This is a genomic window from Rhizobium sp. BK619 (assembly GCF_014195245.1).
GTDB lineage: Bacteria > Pseudomonadota > Alphaproteobacteria > Rhizobiales > Rhizobiaceae > Rhizobium > Rhizobium acidisoli.
Window position 1 is genome coordinate 266,681 of record NZ_JACIBH010000008.1, and the last position, 16,636, is coordinate 283,316.

Below are 16,636 nucleotides of genomic sequence, written 5' to 3' on the forward strand. Positions count from 1 at the left end.
TCGCTTGACGGCCGCTCCTGGCTTTCGAGCGGCCGCCTTTGCTGTCTGCTGGTCAGGCCGGTTCGTGCAGAGACCACAATCCGAAAAGCGTTGTCAGCGCGGTCACGCAGACATAGCCCACGAGCGGCAAGGCGCTGTCGCCGCCGAGAAAAAGCACGAACAAAGTTCCGGCAAAGCCGACGATGATGCTCTGGAAGCAGGAATAGAATGCGACCGCCGTGCCTGCCATGTCACCAAAGGCGTCGAGCGCACCGTTGGCGGTGACCGCGGTGGCAAGGACGATGCCGATCGCGATGACCCACATCGGCATGACGAAGCTGAGAAGCGAAGGTTGCAGAACCAACTCCCCAAAGACAAGCAGCACGGCGCCGAAAAGCAGCATTACCATGCCTCTGGCAAGGCTGCCTGCGATGCCCCAGTGCATGACGAAGCGTTTGGCGAACCGCGCCGTCACGATCATCACCAGCGCCACCGTGGCAAATGCGACGCTGAAGCCGATACCGGAGAAGCCGGCTTTATCGATCAGGATCCGGGGTGCCGTTGAGAAAAAGACGAAGAAGGCGCCCATCGCCGTGCTGAAGCCGACTGTATAGACCCAGAAGGGAAAGCTGGTCAGGATCGGGCGCAGAGCGATCTTCGCGGCGGCGGCGGGGCGGGTTTCATGCCACCGCATGCCGGCGTTGAAAAGGGTGGCGACCGATAGCAGGCCGATGAAGAAGAAGATGGCCCGCCAGCCGAGATGATCGGCGATCAAGGCCCCGGCGATCGGGCCCAATGCAGGCACGAAGGAGAGGATGGAGCCGAGAAGGCCATAGATCGTGCTGCTTTCAGGACGCCCGGCGTAAACGTCACGCACGGTTGCGAAAGTTGCGACCATTGATGCGGACGCGCCGATGGCCTGCAGCAACCTCAAGGCCACGAAGAGCGGTGCCGAGGAGGAGCCGGCAAGCAGGAAGGAGGAAACGGCAAAGAGTGCCGCCCCACCGAGCAGAACCGGCCGCCGCCCGACGATATCGGAGATGGGTCCAAAGACGATCTGCCCGACGCCAAGCACAAGCATGTAAAGGCTAAGGGTCAATTGAATGACGGCCGGCGAGGTGCCGAGCGCCTGCGGCATGGTCGGCACGACCGGCAGGTAGATGTCCATGGCAAGCGAGGCCAGGATGTCGAAAGGCGCCATCAGCAACAACGTCGCCGGGACGGAATACGTCCAGGACGGAATTTTCGGATAAGACATGGGTAAGATCCGCTCAAATGATTTCATTCGGCGGCGATCTGTCTTTTCATCAGGATCGGATTTGGTCGGACAGATGCCGCAACAACAGCGCAAAGTTGTTGCGGCTTACTTGTCTGCGGATTTTGTAGTTCCCATAATGCGACCTTGGCTGCAGCTTCGCGCGTTCCCGAAGCGCTTTACCCGATGTCTACCAGCGGAGCCGGAATGCGGCAATGGCGTGCCGCTGCAGGCGAGCCCAAGAATCTTCTTCGCGTAAAACAAAAAGGCCGGGTTTCCCCGGCCTTCGTAAATCCCGTCTGTCCGAAGCGATTAACGCTTGGAGAACTGGAAGGAGCGGCGGGCCTTTGCCTTGCCGTACTTCTTACGTTCGACGACGCGGCTGTCGCGGGTCAGGAAGCCGCCCTTCTTCAGCACCGAGCGCAGGCCCGGTTCGAAGTAGGTGAGCGCCTTGGACAGGCCGTGGCGAACGGCACCGGCCTGGCCGGAGAGGCCGCCGCCAGCGACGGTTGCGACGATGTCGAACTGGCCGTCACGGGCAGCCGCAACGATCGGCTGGCGCAGGATCATCTGCAGCACCGGACGTGCGAAATATTCCGCGAATTCCTTGCCGTTGACGATGATCTTGCCGGAGCCCGGCTTGACCCAGACGCGGGCGACGGCGTTCTTGCGCTTGCCGGTCGCGTAGGAGCGGCCGAGCGAATCGACCTTGCGGACGTGGGCCGGAGCAGCAGCTTCGGTAGCCGTGCCGAGATCCTTCAGGGAGGAGAGGTCAGCCATGATCAGGCGCTCCTTACATTCTTTTTGTTGAGCACGGCAACGTCGAGGGCGACCGGCTGCTGGGCTTCATGGGGATGGTTGGAGCCGGCGTAGACGCGCAGGTTCTTCATCTGGCGACGGCCGAGCGGGCCACGCGGAACCATGCGTTCGACGGCCTTTTCGAGGACGCGCTCCGGGAAGCGGCCTTCGATGATCTGGCGCGCGGTGCGTTCCTTGATGCCGCCGGCAAAACCGGTGTGCCAGTAGTAAACCTTGTCGGAATACTTCTTGCCGGTGAAAACGACCTTGTCGGCATTGATGACGATGACATTGTCGCCGTCGTCAACGTGGGGCGTGAAGGTTGCCTTGTGCTTGCCGCGCAGGCGCATAGCGATGATGGAAGCGAGACGGCCAACGACCAGCCCTTCGGCGTCGATGATCACCCACTTCTTCTCCACCTCTGCAGGCTTCTGGGAGAAGGTTGCCATAGTGAATACTCTCTTTTGAGACCCTTGGCCCGAGGGCTTGAAGGGCGTTTCTTGTTGCTTGGATTGACAGGCTTGCGGCATGCCAAAAAGAAAGCAGCCCGGACAGGCTGCGTTCTGGCGCGGTGTATAAAGGGAATGTGACATGGGGTCAACATCGACTTCCTCGGTGCCTAGAAAAAATTACCAGCAAAAACAATTGGTTAAATGTATGGTATTATGCTACCTCACATAAATTGGCTGGAAGCTGGCGTATCGGACGTTTTCGCGTCGCCCGTGGCGGGCTTGAACCTGCCGGACTTCAAGCAGCGTGCCACGGTCGAAAGCAGCCGCTAACCCTCGAACGCGCGCAGGCATTTCATCATTTCGCGAAGGCCGCGGGTCAGATGTTTGTCCCGCCGCAGAACCATGCCCAGGCGGCGCGTGAGCTTCGGCTGCAGCGATGATGTCGTCACCAGCCCGGCGCGATCGCGCTTCACCGCCAGCCCCGGCAGGATCGACCAGCCGAGCCCGACGGCCACCAGTTCCTTGATCGCCTCAATGCTGCCGAACTCCATGGCCGGCCGGACCCGGGTGTCCGGTGCGGCCAGCCACGCGTCGATTGCCCGCCTCGTATTGCCGCCCTCGTAAAGCAACAGCGTCCTGTCGCGCATGAAAGCGGCGTCCGGTCCGCCATCGGGCATGCGGCTGCCGGCGGGCGCGACGGCGAGCAATTCCTCCTCGTAGAAGGGTTCGATCTCGAGGTTTCGTCCTGAGGCCGGCAGCGCGATGACGGCGATATCGAGGCTGTTGGCCTCCAGATCGCGCAAGATGTCGTCGGCATTGCCGATATGGACGGTGATTTCGAGGCCTGGCATGGATTGGCGGGCGGCGGCGATGGCGCGAGGAAGCAAGTGGATCGACGCGGTGCCGCCACTGCCGATGCGCACGCGGCCGCTGGCGCCATCCCTGTGCGGCATCATCGCTTCCTCGGCGGCGGCCGCGTCCTGCAGCAACCGTCTTGAATGCGCCAGCAGTTCGAGGCCTGCTGCGGTCGGCTGCGCCCGCCGTCCGACGCGCTCGATCAGCCGGACGCCGAGCCGCTGTTCGAGACCCTTGACCTGCAGGCTGACGGCCGGCTGCGTCAGCCCTTCCTTGTCGGCGGCCGCCGTAAAGCTGCCGAGATCGGCGACGTTGACGAAGGTTGCGAGCTGATCGAGGTTGAGCGCCATACCAAAGAAATCCTTATGCTTCTCATAATATCCATAAGCTTCCTTCGCGGCATTCTCCAGCGCATCTTTCATCCACCCAAGAAAGGAAGACGAGATGGCCCTGGAATTGAGCGAGAGACTCGAGACGCCGCGCGATATCGTTCGGTCGAAATTTCGCGCAACGGCGCGCTGGGGTAGGCGGCTACTGGCGGCGGTCGACTATCGGCTGGAAAAGCGCCGCAGCCGCCGGATACTGTGCGATCTCACAGACGACGAGCTTCGCGATGTCGGCCTGACCCGTGCGCAGGCGAGGGTAGAGACAGCAAAGTCCTGGTTTTGGTCGTAACGGCTGCCGCCTCAGCGGAAAGCGCTGATCCCGCTCGAAATTGCCGGCGCCTTGTGGCAATACGTCCGTCTGGAAATCGAGCGTAGGGAGCAGCATCATGGCCGAAATCGTATCCTTCCCGGACGCAGGCAGGGCGGATGCGCTGCTGGTCCGCTCTCTGCGGGACGGAGTGTTGCGGCTCGTGCTCAACAGCCCGCCGGCCAATGCGCTCTCGATCGCGCTTCTCGAAGCGCTGATGGCCGAATTCGATAAGGCCGGCTCGGATGCGGATGTGCGCGTCGTCGTCATCGCCTCGACCGGCAATGTGTTTTCCGCCGGCCATGATCTCAAGGAACTCACCGCCCATCGCGCCGATCAAGATCGGGGGGCCGGTTTCTTCGAGACGGCCTTCCGGCTCTGCGCCGATCTGATGCTGAAGATCGCGCATCTGCCGAAGCCTGTCATCGCCGAGGTCGACGGGCTGGCGACGGCGGCCGGCTGCCAGCTCGTCGCCTCCTGCGATCTGGCGATCTGCACGGATACGTCGACATTCTGCACCCCGGGGGTCAATATCGGCCTCTTCTGCTCGACGCCGATGGTGGCGGTTACCCGGGCTGCGCATCGCAAGCAGGCGATGGAGATGCTTTTGACCGGCGAGACGATCGACGCCTCCACAGCCAAGGATTTCGGCCTCGTCAACCGCATCGTGCCGAAGCAGTATCTGGCGCAAGTCGTTGCCAAATATGCCGGAGTGATCGCCAGCAAATCGCCGCTGACCCTGAAGATCGGCAAGGAAGCTTTCTACCGGCAGCTCGGACTGCCGGTCGAGGCAGCCTATGATTATGCCGCCAAAGTGATGGTCGACAACATGCTGACGCAGGATGCCGAGGAGGGGATCGGCGCCTTTCTCAACAAGCGCCCGCCGGAATGGACGGGCGAGTAGTCACGCCAGCTTCAGAACCAGCCCGCCGATAGCGATGACGACGCCGGCGACGTATCGCCAGACGCTGGCTTTTTCCTTGAAGACAAGAATCGAGATCACCAGCGCAAAGAGGATCGCGGTTTCGCGCAGGGCCGCAACGGTTGCGACCGGGGCTTTCGTCATCGCCCAGAGGGCCAGCCCGTAAGAGGCGATCGAGCCTGCACCGCCGATCAGGCCGCGCCACCAGTTGCGACGGACGTGACGGGCCACGGCGATGGTGCCGCGTTGCGAGACCGCCCAGGAAAACAGCAGCACCGGCGGCAGCAGCGACATCCACAAAGTGTAGGAAACCGCATTGCCGGAAAGGCGTGCGCCGATGCCGTCGACATAGGTGTAGCTGGCGATGACGCAGGCATTGGCAAGCGAGAGCATGACGGCGCGGCTGCTGCCGCGCCGCGCCTCAAGAGCAAGTGTCAGCACGCCGGCGCAGATCGTCATTGTGCCGGCAAGGGCGCCGGCGGAAAGACTTTCCTTCAGGATGAAACCGCTTGTCGCCGCGATCAGCAGCGGCGCGCAGCCGCGCATCAACGGATAGACGAGACCGATATCGCCGGCCCGGTAGGCGGCGGCGACCAGCTGGAAATAGGCGAATTGCAGGATGGCCGAAGCGCCGATGAACGGCCAGGCAGAGGCTTGCGGCAACGGCAGGAATGCCAGGAACGGCAGCGCCGAAACCGCGCCGCCGGCCGAGATCAACGCCGCATCGAGGGATTTATCGCTTCCCGCCTTGACGATGGCGTTCCACGTCGCATGCAGCAATGCGCCGAAGAGAACGAGCAGGATGACGTCGAGCGGCAAGGGAGTAAATCCGGAAAAGATGAGGGACGCTGGAAACGCCTCGCCTTCGGCGTTTCAAATTCCTGAAAAGACAACTGGGATTTGCACGAAAATACACGGCGGCGGTCGCGGACGTGTTCATATGTCGAATAGCATTCTTTCGGCATGGGCACAATCGCGGCGCATTGGGGCAATTTTTACGTGCGCGCGACATGCGTTCAATCCACGCGATCCTTTCAACTATGAGATGTTTCTAATGGATGCGGGAACGGATCACGATAATATCGAGAACAAAAGACGAAACCATTTGCAGGAACCCGGTAACCGACTATTCTATGATGCTGAAATATAGATATTATTCTATAACTTTGACATACTGAGATTTTAAAGCTTGTGATTGTGTAACTTTCGAAAGATCGCAGCGCGGGATTGAATGCGCGCCTTTCGCAAACGCGAAAGACGCATAGTTCCTGCGGCCGTCAGGACGGCGAAACCATCAAAGTTGATAATGCGGAACGAACAGCATCCCGTCAAGGTTGTCGATGTTCTGGCAGTTCAGGACGGGACAGCGGGGATCGTCTTTCGAGGGGATATGAGTCCATTCCGCATAATCGGTCGCATCGCAATAATTGCTGTTGCGGACATAACGATCATAAAGCGGCAGACCGCGGGGAGACTGATAACGGAAGATAACCGCACCCTGATTGTGGATGGCGGCGCGCACGCTGGCGCAGCTCATGGCAAGCGGATTGTAGCGCGAGATCGCCAGCGCCGGCGATGCGGCCAGCACGAGTATGAGGGCAAGAGCGATTTTTTTCATCGAATCATCCTCAGGAGTATCCTGTTCATATATATACGGGAAAGGCGTGCAGCCGGTTTCACGGAAATGCAAAAAAACCTGCGGGCCATGCCAACGGCTTTGCAAGTGGAGAAGCGGACATGAACCACGACAGCTATACGGATGATTATCTCAGCGGGATCCTGCATTCGGTAAAGACCATCGCGCTGACCGGCGCTTCGCCCAATCCGGCCCGGCCGAGCAACGGCGTCATGGGTTATCTGCTGTCGCGTGGCTACGAGGTCATTCCCGTCAATCCGGGGCAGGCGGGCAAACAGATCCAGGGCCGCACCGTCTATGCACGGCTCGCCGACATTCCCGTGCCGATCGACATGGTCGACGTCTTCCGCGCCGCCGAATATCTGGATGGGGTGGTCGAGGAGGCGCTAGCGCTGAGGCCGCTGCCGCAGATCATCTGGGCCCAGCTCGGCGTGCGTGACGACGCGGCTGCCGCAAAGGCGGAGGCCGCCGGCATCAAGGTGGTGATGAACCGCTGCCCGGCGATCGAATATCCCCGTCTCATCGCCTGACCTCGTTGCCAGTTCTCATTGCCTATCCTCATTGCTTGAGTTGCTGTCGGCTGAGACGGATTTTCCACCGAACGCCTATGGGTTGAAACGGATCGCGATTAACTTTCGCAAGCGACAGGCTATGATCCTGCCCGTCAGCAACAACTGGAGGACGACATGGCCAAGAACGATCCGGGATTCAACACGTTGGCGATCCATGCCGGCGCCCAGCCCGACCCGGCGACCGGCGCGCGGGTCACGCCGATCTACCAGACGACAGCCTTTGTCTTCGATGATTCCGATCATGCCGCCGCCCTCTTCGGCCTGCAGGCCTTCGGCAACATCTACAGCCGCATCATGAACCCGACGCAGGCCGTGCTCGAGGAGCGTGTCGCAGCGCTCGAAGGCGGCACGGCGGCGCTTGCCGTCGCCTCCGGCCATGCAGCGCAGATGATCGTCTTCCACACCATCATGCGCCCCGGCGAAAATTTCATCGCCGCCAACAGGCTCTATGGCGGCTCGATCAACCAGTTCGGCCACGCCTTCGAGAATTTCGGCTGGCAGGTACGCTGGGCCGATCCCGCCGACCCGGCAAGCTTCGAAAGCCAGATCGATGACAAGACGCGCGGCATCTTCATCGAAAGCCTGGCCAATCCCGGCGGCACCTTCGTCGATATCGCCGCCATCGCCGATGTCGCCCACCGCAACGGCCTGCCGCTGATCGTCGACAATACGATGGCGACACCCTATCTCATCCGCCCGATCGAGCACGGCGCCGATATCGTCGTGCATTCGCTGACGAAATTCCTCGGCGGCCACGGCAATTCCATGGGCGGCCTGATCGTCGATGGCGGCACTTTCGACTGGTCGAAATCCGGCAATTACCCGATGCTGTCGAGCCCGCGGCCGGAATATAACGGCATGGTCCTGCACGCGACCTTCGGCAATTTCGCCTTTGCGATTGCTGCCCGCGTACTCGGCCTACGCGATCTTGGCCCGGCGATCTCGCCCTTCAACGCCTTCCTGATCCTGACTGGGATCGAGACTCTGCCGCTACGCATGCAGCGCCACAGCGACAATGCGATCGCCGTCGCAAAGTGGCTGAAGGCGCACAGCAAGATCGCCTGGGTGAATTATGCCGGCCTCGACGACGACCCGAACCATGCCCTGCAGCAGCGCTACTCGCCGAAAGGCGCAGGCTCCGTCTTCACCTTCGGCGTCGAGGGCGGCTATGAGGCAGGCAAGGCGCTGGTCGAGGGGCTGCAGCTCTTCTCCCACCTTGCCAATATCGGCGACACCCGCTCACTGGTCATCCATCCGGCGTCGACGACGCACCGGCAGCTGAGCGACGAGCAGAAGATCGCCGCCGGCGCCGGGCCCGACGTGGTCCGCCTTTCCGTCGGCATCGAGGACGTCAAGGACATCATCGCCGATCTCGAACAGGCGCTCTCGAAGATCTGACATCGGAGAGGTCCGTGACGACCATTGCAAATTTCATCCCCTTCAGCATTGACGGCGTCGAACCGGAGTTCGGCGCCCCGGAGCCCGGCCGGATCATCTCCGGCGATCCGCAATTCCGCACCTGGAACCTGGAGGAAGCCGAAGGCGGGCTCTATTCCGGCATCTGGGAGGCGACGCCCGGCAAGTGGCGGATCGTGTATGAGGAATGGGAATATTTCAGCCTGCTGTTCGGTCATTCGATCGTGACCGAGGACGGCGGCGAACCGGTTCATCTGAAGACCGGCGACAGGATGATCTTGAGACCCGGCTTCAAGGGGACGTGGGAAGTCGTTGAAACGACTCGCAAGGATTATGTGATCAAGGTTTAAGCCGGGCTGGCAAATCGCCGCCGTTGACGACGCGCCTGTCCCGATTTGCGGCGAGGGCAGCCCGTTTTTCCGCAAATGCGTGCGCCTGTTTGCCGGATAGGTCGCTTTTAACCAATCCCATTAATCCGCTCTACATTGTCAAAATGCTATATCTCGTCTGCAGCGCATTGCGGACATGATGTCTCCTGCCGTCCCCCAGACATGGCCTTGCAATTAATCTTTGCGGAATTTGCATGTCGTCGACTCTTGCAGGTAGGCACGTTCGCACCCAAACGTCTTCCATCATCGCGACGACGGTCTGTTTCCTGGTCGTCGCCCTCATCCTGACCGGCCTGGTGGCGCATGTCGTCGTCACGATGACCCGGTCGGCGAATGAGATCGATGATGCCAGGGCCACGCGCGCCGCCCGTGCGGCAATCGGAGCCTTTGTGGCGCGACTGAGCGGGACGACGACTGATAATGCCATTTGGGACGATGCCTACAGTGCAGCCTCGTCTCCGACCGCCGCCGCTTGGGCCTATGAAAATTGGGGAAAGACCAGCGAGGATTACGCGCTCTATGACGGCGCGGTCGTCATCGGTCCTGACCGGTCTTCGATCGTTTCCGCCTATGCCAAGGGCAAACCCTTCGAGCCGAGCGACGTTTTCGGCGAAGACTTTTATCGGCAGATCAGAGTAGCTGCCGATCCAGCGCGGGCGCCGGTGGTCAATTTCATCAAGACCGAAAGCGGTATCGCCCTGCTCGCATCGCAGGCGATCCAGCCGTACGCGGCCACCACCGAGCTTCCGAAACTCAGCACGCTGAGCTTCTACAAGGAATTTTCGCCCGAAGTTCTCGATGCGCTCTCGAACGAACATGAACTCGAAGGCTTGCACTTGGAGAAGAAGCCCAGGCCGGAATTTCTGAACACGCCGATCACCGACATGAAGGGGGCCGTCATCGGCTATCTCGTCTGGCCGAGCAAAGCGCCGGGAAGCACCGTGTTTCAGCAGGTGACGCCCTATGTCGCGGCCGCCGTCGCCATCCTTGCGCTGTTCCTGATCGGCGTGCTGATGGTCGGCGCGTCCGAGGCGCGGCGCCTGCGCCAATTGGCGCAAGCCGCGCTTTTCGAAGCAGGCCATGACAGCCTCAGCGGCCTGTTGAACAGACATGGACTTCTCAGCCTGTTGGACGACTTTAAGAGTTCGGGCTCTTCGCCGCCACGGCTCTATCTGGTCGACCTCGATGGTTTCAAGGCCGTCAACGATGCCTGGGGGCATGCGGTCGGCGATGATTTGATCCGGCTGGTCTCGAGCGCGCTGATGGTCTGCCACCCCGAAGTCGTGGCCGCGGCCCGGCTGGGAGGCGACGAATTTGCGCTGGTGCATGTTGGGTCCGCCACCTGCGAAGATATGGAAAAAGCCATTCTGGCGCTGTTTGCCGAGCCATTCAAAATCGACGGCCGGACGATCGAAGTCGGCGCAAGCATCGGCGCTGCCGCAGGCGACGGAGACATCGAGCCCTTGGAGCTTCTCCGCAGAGCGGATATGGCCCTCTATCGCGCCAAGGCAAATGGCCGGGGCCAGGCGATCGAATACGACCCCGAACTGGACGAGGAGCGCCAGCGGGTCGCCGAACTGGAAGGCCTGTTGAAAGGCGCCATCGGCAGTGGTGCGATCGAGGCCGTTTTTCAGCCTCTCGTCTCTGCGACGACAGGCGCTGTCACCGGTCTTGAGGCGCTGGCGCGCTGGCGAACCGCAACGGGAAACATCAGCCCGGAGATTTTCATCCCGCTCGCGGAACGGTGCGGCCTCATCGATGCGCTTGGCGTTCACATGCTGAGAACATCGATCGAGCATGCCAGGAGCTGGCCCGATCTGGCATTGTCTGTGAACGTCTCGCCAATCCAGCTCTGCAATCCCGAATTTGGCGCCGAAGTGATTTCGGTCCTGCAGGAACTCGACTTCGATCCAAAACGCCTGACCTTGGAGATCACCGAAGGTGTCCTGATGACGAATCCGGATCAGGCCCGGCGGTCGATAGACCAGCTCAAGCGCGTCGGCATAAAATTCGCGCTTGATGATTTTGGCTGCGGCTATGCCAGCATTGGAGCGTTGCGACAGTTCGGGTTCGATCGCATGAAGATCGACCGCTCGCTTGTATCAGCTCTCGATGAAGGCGCCAACGGCGCCGATGTCCTTCGGGCGACCATTTCGCTTGCCACCGCCCTGCAGATTCCGGTGACCGCCGAAGGCATCGAGAACAGCCGCCAGGCGGCGATTTTGCGAGAGGCCGGCTGCGATCAGCTTCAGGGGTATCTGATGGGCAGACCGATGTCGGCACGCGACATATCCAGCAAGCTGGAAGAAGAGTCGGCCGCCTGACGCGCGATCGATGGGGTGCTGCAACTGCGGGACCCGCGTTTAGACGGCCTGAACGCGCCATTTCCAGGCCTGCTGCGGCAATCCACCACAGCCATGCGTCAATCTATCCCGATGTTTTTGCTAAGGCTTTGTTAAATCCGCGATTCGACCGAAAGGCCGCAGCTGCGCTATTCGATGCCCTCAGTTTCGACCATCGAAAAGCGTCATCAGACTGTAATAATACGCGCCTAGCCCGCCTGATGTGACGAGAACTTCAGCGCCCCAGACAATGGACACCCCCGCCGCGGCGCTGGTCTCGTCATCCTGTCCATTCCATTAGGGAAGCGCTTCACATGCTCACCAGGAAACTCCTCTCGGCCTGCCTCAGTGCGGGCCTCGTTGCCGCTCTGGCAGTTTCGGCTTCTGCCGCCGATATCACTGGCGCCGGCTCCACCTTCGTCTATCCCGTCCTGTCCAAGTGGTCCGCCGACTACAACAAGCAGACCGGCGACAAGCTGAACTACCAATCGATCGGTTCGGGCGGCGGCATCGCCCAGATCAAGGCTGCAACGGTCGATTTCGGCGCATCCGATAAGCCGCTCGAGCCCAAGGAACTGTCGGATGGCGGCTTCGGCCAGTTCCCGCTCGTCGTCGGCGGCATCGTTCCCGTCATCAACGTCAAGGGCATCAAGTCGGGCGAGCTGAAGCTCACCGGCAAGGTTCTCGCCGATATCTACCTCGGCAACGTCACCAAGTGGAACGACAAGGCCATCGCCGATCTGAACCCGGGCCTGAAGCTGCCCGACAGCCAGATCGCCGTCGTTCACCGCTCGGACGGTTCGGGCACCTCCTTCAACTGGACGAACTACTTCTCCAAGGTCAACGAGGACTGGAAGAGCAAGGTCGGTGAAGGCACCGCCGTCAACTGGCCGGTCGGCATCGGCGGCAAGGGCAATGAAGGCGTCGCCGCCTACGTCACCCGCGTCAAGGACTCGATCGGCTACGTCGAATATGCCTACGCCCTGCAGAACAAGCTGCCCTACGTTCTGATCCAGAACGCCTCTGGCCAGTATCCGAAGCCGAATGCCGAGAGCTTCTCGGCAGCTGCCGCCAGCGCTGAATGGACCAAGGCTCAGGACCTCTACCTGATCATGACCAACGCGCCGGGTGAAAAGGCCTGGCCGGTGACCGCCACGACCTGGGCAATCATGTACAAGGATCCGAAGGATGCGGCGCGCTCCAAGGCTGCTTTCGCCTTCTTCAAGTGGGCGCTCGAAAACGGCCAGAAGGAAGCTTCCTCCCTCGATTACGTGCCGCTTCCGGAAACCCTGGTGAAGCAGATCGAGGACTACTGGACGGCCTCCTTCAAGGGCTGATCCCTGCAAGACCTGCGGTCGGGGCGGAAAGCGAGGCTTTCCGCCCCGAATGCCTTTCCTCAAAGCAGTCGAGTATATTGATATGAGCGAAGCATTGGCATCGCTGCCCGCCTCAGGAACCGGCGTGAAGCGTCGCCACAGTGCGACCGGCGATCGTATTTTTTACTGGATAGTTCTGGGCTGCGGCCTGTTCGTTCTGGCGGCGCTGCTGGCAGCGGCGGTCTCCATGGCGGTAAGCGGGTTTCAGGCATTCCGGACCTTCGGCTTTGGCTTCCTCATCGGCACGGAATGGGATCCGGTCGCCGAGAAGTTCGCAGGGCTGGTGCCGATTTACGGCACGCTGGTCACCTCGGCGCTCGCCATGATCATCGGCGTTCCCGTCAGCCTCGGCATCGCCGTCTTCATTACCGAAGTCGCGCCGCGCTCCATTCGCGGCCCGATCGGCGGTGCCGTCGAGCTTCTCGCCGGCATCCCCTCGATCATCTACGGCATGTGGGGCCTCTTCACCTTCGCTCCCTTCATGTCGGATTATATCCAGCCGGCGCTGATCGACTGGCTGGGCCCGATCCCGGGGATCGGTGCGCTGTTCTCAGGCGCGCCGCTCGGCATCGGCATGCTGACCTCGGGCATCGTGCTGGCGATCATGATCATTCCCTTCATCTCCTCGGTCATGCGCGACGTCTTTTTGGTCGTGCCCGCGCAGTTGAAGGAATCGGCCTATGCGCTTGGTTCGACCAAGTGGGAAGTGGTGCGCGACATCGTCATCCCGCACACCCGCACTGCCGTCGTCGGCGGCATCTTCCTCGGTCTCGGCCGTGCGCTCGGCGAGACCATGGCGGTGACCTTCGTGCTCGGCAACACCCACAATATCGCCGTGTCGCTGATGGAGCCCGGCACCTCGATCGCCGCCACGCTCGCCAACGAGTTCGCCGAGGCGTCGGACGATCTCTACCGGTCGTCGCTCGCAGCCCTCGGCCTCATTCTCTTCGTGGTCACCTTCATCGTTCTGGCGGCCGCCAAGCTCATGCTGGTGCGCATGGCAAAGCAGAGGGGGGAGTAATATGGCGACCTATTCCGGCTCCCTTTACCGCCGCCGCCAGATCGGCAGCGCGATTGCGCTGACGCTTTGCGGCTTCGCGACCGCGCTCGGCCTGGTCTTTCTGGTCTGGATCCTCTGGACGACGCTGATCCACGGCCTGTCCGCACTGAGCCCCAGTCTCGTCACCGAAATGACGCCGCCGCCCGGCGAAGACGGTGGCGGTCTTGCCAACGCTTTCATGGGCAGCCTGCTGATGGTCGTGCTGGCCGTCGTCATCGGCGCGCCGATCGGCGTGCTGGCCGGCACCTATCTGTCGGAATTCGCTCGCGGCAAAAGGCTTGGCGAGGCAATCCGTTTCGTCAACGATATCCTGCTCTCGGCGCCGTCGATCATCATCGGCCTGTTCGTCTATCAGCTGGTCGTCCGCCCGACATCGCGCTTCTCCGGCTTTGCCGGCGGCATCGCGCTCGCCTTCATCTTCCTGCCGGTCGTGGTGCGCACGACCGACGAGATGCTGCGCCTGGTTCCCGATGTCATGCGCGAGGCGGCGCTTTCGCTCGGCATCCCGCGCTGGAAGGTCACGGTCAATGTGCTTTATCGCGCCGCGTCCGCCGGCATTCTGACCGGTATCCTTCTGGCGATCGCCCGCATTTCGGGCGAAACCGCGCCGCTCCTCTTCACGGCTCTGAACAACCAGTATTGGAGCCTGGATATGTCGCAGCCGATGGCGAACATTCCCGTCGTCATTTTCCAGTTCGCTATGAGCCCCTATGAGCAATGGCAGAATCTCGCCTGGGCCGGTGCCTTCGTGATGACCGCCGTCGTTTTGATCCTGAGCGTCGTATCGCGCTCCGTCCTCAACCGAAAAGGTGGGAAATGATGCTTCAGTCCGCAGACACTTTCGACGCCGCCAAGCCGCAAAAGCACCTGGCCAGGGACAAGATCGCGCTTGAGAAAGTCAATTTCTATTATGGCGACGCCCACGCGATCAAGGATGTCAGCCTGAGCTTCCCCGAGCGCCAGGTCTCGGCCCTGATCGGTCCGTCCGGCTGCGGCAAGTCCACGCTGCTGCGCATCCTCAACCGCATCTATATGCTCTATCCGAAGATGCGCGCCACCGGCTCGATCAAGCTCGACGGCAAGGACATCCTCGATCCGGGCTTTTCGATGAACGAGCTGCGTGCCCGAGTCGGCATGGTGTTCCAGAAGCCCGTGCCGTTCCCGATGTCGATCTACGACAATATTGCCTACGGTATTCGCCACCATGAGCGCCTCAACAAGGCCGAGATGGACATCCGCGTCGAGCAGGCGCTGCGGCAGGCCGCGCTCTGGGACGAGGTCAAGGACAAGTTGAAGGGCAGCGGTCTCGGTCTTTCCGGCGGTCAGCAGCAGCGTCTCTGCATCGCCCGCGGCGTGGCGCTGCGCCCGGAAGTCCTGCTCCTCGACGAGCCGACCTCGGCCCTCGACCCGATCTCCACCGCTAAGGTGGAGGAACTCGTCGCGCAGCTGAAGGGCGAGTTCACCATCGTCATCGTCACCCACAACATGCAGCAGGCAAGCCGCATCTCCGACAACACCGCCTTCATGTATCTCGGCGAACTGATCGAATACGGCCCCACGGCCGAAATCTTCCAGTCGCCGAAGGTCAAGCGCACCGAAGATTACATCACCGGCCGCTACGGCTGATCTGTCAGGACTGGATCACCACTGCAGATCCAGCCTGTCCAGCCCGTGGAAATGGTAGACATCCTTGACCACGGGCGTCTTCGCCAGCTTCAGACCGGAAAGCCGCTCGAACAGGATCGGCAGCACGACGTTGAGCTCCAGTCGCGCCAGCGGCGCGCCGATGCAGAAATGAATGCCGGCGCCGAAGGAAAGGTTTGCCGCCTCGCTGCGGTCGGGCCGGAAGGCGAGCGGATCGGTGAATTTCGCCGGATCGAGATTGGCGGCGGCGAGGATGAGGCTGACCTTGTCGCCGCGCTGGAAGGAGATGCCGTCGATTTCGGCGGGCTCCAGCGCCCAGCGCTGGAAGATGTGGACCGGCGCGCAGATCCGCAGGGTTTCCTCGACGGTGCGCTCGGTCGTCGCCTCGTCGCGGAAGAGGTCCGCCGGATCTGAGCCGCTCTCGAGGATGATGCGCACGGAATTGCCGATCTGGTGCACGGTCGCCTCGTGCCCGGCATTGAGCAGCACGATCGTCGTCGAGATCAGCTCTTCCTCGGTGAGATACTGCCCCTTGTGCTCGGTATGGATCATGTGGGTGAGCAGGTCGTCGCGCGGCTCAGCGCGGCGCTCTGTGATGACGGTTCTGACGTAGTCTGAAAATTCCTTCGCCGCCCGTTCGGCCTCATCCTCCTGCTCGCGCGTGCGGCCGAACATGTACATCCGGACATAGGCGTGCGACCAGGCAAGCAGCTGCGGCCCCATCTCCTCGGGGATGCCGATCATCCGCGCGATCATCGTCACCGGGATGATGTCGGCAAAGGCCGACAGCAGCTCGACCTCGCCCTTGTCGGCGAAGCCGTCGATCAGCCGGTTGGCGAGTTCGGCAAGCTCCGGCTTCATCTTCTCGACATGGCGGGAGACGAAGGCGCGGTTGACCAGCGTGCGCAGCCGCGTGTGCTCCGGCGGTTCGAGTTCGAGCAGGGAATAGCGTTCCGAGAGATCGAAACTGGCAAGATGCGGCATCGGCTCGGCAAGGCCGAGCTCCTCGCGGCTGGCGATGTGCAGGATCTGCCGGCCGAATCGGCGGTCGCGCAGCAGTCCGTTTACATGGTCGTAGCCGGTGAAGAACCACTGCTTCTGTTCGCTCCAGTAGAAGGTCGGGCAATGGGCGTGAAGGGCGGCATAGACGGCATTCGGGTCGCCGTAGAAGGCCGGATTGCGGGCGTCCAGCGAGACGTGGCGGCTTGAGCGGTCGATCGAGAGAAAGGGCGGTATCATCATGCCCC

18 protein-coding genes are annotated in these 16,636 nt (G+C 61.6%); 11 read left to right on the forward strand and 7 right to left on the reverse strand.

Annotated features, from left to right (window positions below; genetic code table 11):
- Positions 1-52 precede the first annotated feature (52 nt).
- On the reverse strand, positions 53-1,237 hold the full coding sequence (gene cml, locus FHX14_RS17305; RefSeq protein ID WP_184377895.1) for a CmlA/FloR family chloramphenicol efflux MFS transporter: 1,185 nt from the start codon (positions 1,235-1,237) through the stop codon (positions 53-55).
- On the opposite strand from cml, the gene FHX14_RS17310 reads away from it, so the two are divergent.
- Positions 1,236-1,493, forward strand: coding sequence for a hypothetical protein (locus tag FHX14_RS17310; RefSeq protein WP_184377896.1), 258 nt, complete (start codon positions 1,236-1,238; stop codon positions 1,491-1,493). The two genes, cml and FHX14_RS17310, sit on opposite strands and share 2 nt — an antisense overlap.
- A gap of 53 nt (positions 1,494-1,546) precedes the next feature.
- Here the strand turns inward: FHX14_RS17310 and rpsI are convergent, their stop codons facing one another.
- The 3 genes from rpsI to FHX14_RS17325 form a co-directional block, all read right to left on the reverse strand.
- Positions 1,547-2,014 (reverse strand): 30S ribosomal protein S9, encoded by a 468-nt coding sequence (gene rpsI, locus FHX14_RS17315; protein ID WP_003587370.1) that lies wholly within the window; start codon positions 2,012-2,014, stop codon positions 1,547-1,549.
- A gap of 2 nt (positions 2,015-2,016) precedes the next feature.
- Complete coding sequence (gene rplM, locus FHX14_RS17320; protein WP_003573970.1) at positions 2,017-2,481, reverse strand: 50S ribosomal protein L13; 465 nt, start codon at positions 2,479-2,481, stop codon at positions 2,017-2,019.
- Positions 2,482-2,810: 329 nt separating this feature from the next.
- Positions 2,811-3,761 (reverse strand): LysR family transcriptional regulator, encoded by a 951-nt coding sequence (locus FHX14_RS17325; RefSeq protein ID WP_184377897.1) that lies wholly within the window; start codon positions 3,759-3,761, stop codon positions 2,811-2,813.
- Between the two features lie 22 nt (positions 3,762-3,783).
- Here FHX14_RS17325 and FHX14_RS17330 point away from each other — a divergent pair, with 22 nt between their 5' ends.
- Both FHX14_RS17330 and FHX14_RS17335 read left to right on the forward strand, forming a co-directional pair.
- Positions 3,784-4,014, forward strand: a complete 231-nt coding sequence (locus FHX14_RS17330; protein WP_184377898.1) for a DUF1127 domain-containing protein — start codon at positions 3,784-3,786, stop codon at positions 4,012-4,014.
- A 97-nt stretch (positions 4,015-4,111) separates the two neighbouring features.
- Positions 4,112-4,936, forward strand: a complete 825-nt coding sequence (locus tag FHX14_RS17335; RefSeq protein ID WP_184377899.1) for an enoyl-CoA hydratase — start codon at positions 4,112-4,114, stop codon at positions 4,934-4,936.
- Here the strand turns inward: FHX14_RS17335 and FHX14_RS17340 are convergent, their stop codons facing one another.
- Both FHX14_RS17340 and FHX14_RS17345 read right to left on the reverse strand, forming a co-directional pair.
- Positions 4,937-5,773: an EamA family transporter gene (locus FHX14_RS17340; RefSeq protein WP_184377900.1), complete on the reverse strand. Its 837-nt coding sequence runs from the start codon at positions 5,771-5,773 to the stop codon at positions 4,937-4,939.
- 475 nt (positions 5,774-6,248) lie between these two features.
- Complete coding sequence (locus tag FHX14_RS17345; protein ID WP_184377901.1) at positions 6,249-6,572, reverse strand: hypothetical protein; 324 nt, start codon at positions 6,570-6,572, stop codon at positions 6,249-6,251.
- A gap of 119 nt (positions 6,573-6,691) precedes the next feature.
- Here FHX14_RS17345 and FHX14_RS17350 point away from each other — a divergent pair, with 119 nt between their 5' ends.
- From FHX14_RS17350 to pstB, 8 genes are all read left to right on the forward strand, one after another.
- Complete coding sequence (locus tag FHX14_RS17350; protein ID WP_184377902.1) at positions 6,692-7,120, forward strand: CoA-binding protein; 429 nt, start codon at positions 6,692-6,694, stop codon at positions 7,118-7,120.
- Positions 7,121-7,276: 156 nt separating this feature from the next.
- Positions 7,277-8,560 (forward strand): O-acetylhomoserine aminocarboxypropyltransferase, encoded by a 1,284-nt coding sequence (locus tag FHX14_RS17355; RefSeq protein ID WP_012557318.1) that lies wholly within the window; start codon positions 7,277-7,279, stop codon positions 8,558-8,560.
- A 23-nt stretch (positions 8,561-8,583) separates the two neighbouring features.
- Positions 8,584-8,928, forward strand: coding sequence for a cupin domain-containing protein (locus FHX14_RS17360; RefSeq protein WP_184377929.1), 345 nt, complete (start codon positions 8,584-8,586; stop codon positions 8,926-8,928).
- Between the two features lie 233 nt (positions 8,929-9,161).
- Positions 9,162-11,291: a bifunctional diguanylate cyclase/phosphodiesterase gene (locus tag FHX14_RS17365; RefSeq protein WP_184377903.1), complete on the forward strand. Its 2,130-nt coding sequence runs from the start codon at positions 9,162-9,164 to the stop codon at positions 11,289-11,291.
- Between the two features lie 332 nt (positions 11,292-11,623).
- The gene (gene pstS, locus FHX14_RS17370; protein WP_184377904.1) at positions 11,624-12,646 is read left to right on the forward strand and encodes a phosphate ABC transporter substrate-binding protein PstS; all 1,023 of its coding nucleotides are present in this window, start codon (positions 11,624-11,626) and stop codon (positions 12,644-12,646) included.
- Positions 12,647-12,728: 82 nt separating this feature from the next.
- Entirely contained in the window at positions 12,729-13,706 is a 978-nt protein-coding gene (pstC, locus tag FHX14_RS17375) for a phosphate ABC transporter permease subunit PstC (RefSeq protein WP_184377905.1), read from the forward strand.
- Between the two features lies 1 nt (position 13,707).
- On the forward strand, positions 13,708-14,565 hold the full coding sequence (gene pstA, locus FHX14_RS17380) for a phosphate ABC transporter permease PstA (protein WP_184377906.1): 858 nt from the start codon (positions 13,708-13,710) through the stop codon (positions 14,563-14,565).
- Positions 14,565-15,371: a phosphate ABC transporter ATP-binding protein PstB gene (pstB, locus tag FHX14_RS17385; RefSeq protein ID WP_003587352.1), complete on the forward strand. Its 807-nt coding sequence runs from the start codon at positions 14,565-14,567 to the stop codon at positions 15,369-15,371. The genes pstA and pstB overlap by 1 nt, the downstream gene beginning before the upstream one ends.
- 15 nt (positions 15,372-15,386) lie before the next feature.
- Here pstB and FHX14_RS17390 read toward each other — a convergent pair whose 3' ends face one another.
- Positions 15,387-16,631: a cytochrome P450 gene (locus tag FHX14_RS17390; RefSeq protein ID WP_184377907.1), complete on the reverse strand. Its 1,245-nt coding sequence runs from the start codon at positions 16,629-16,631 to the stop codon at positions 15,387-15,389.
- Positions 16,632-16,636: the final 5 nt, after the last annotated feature.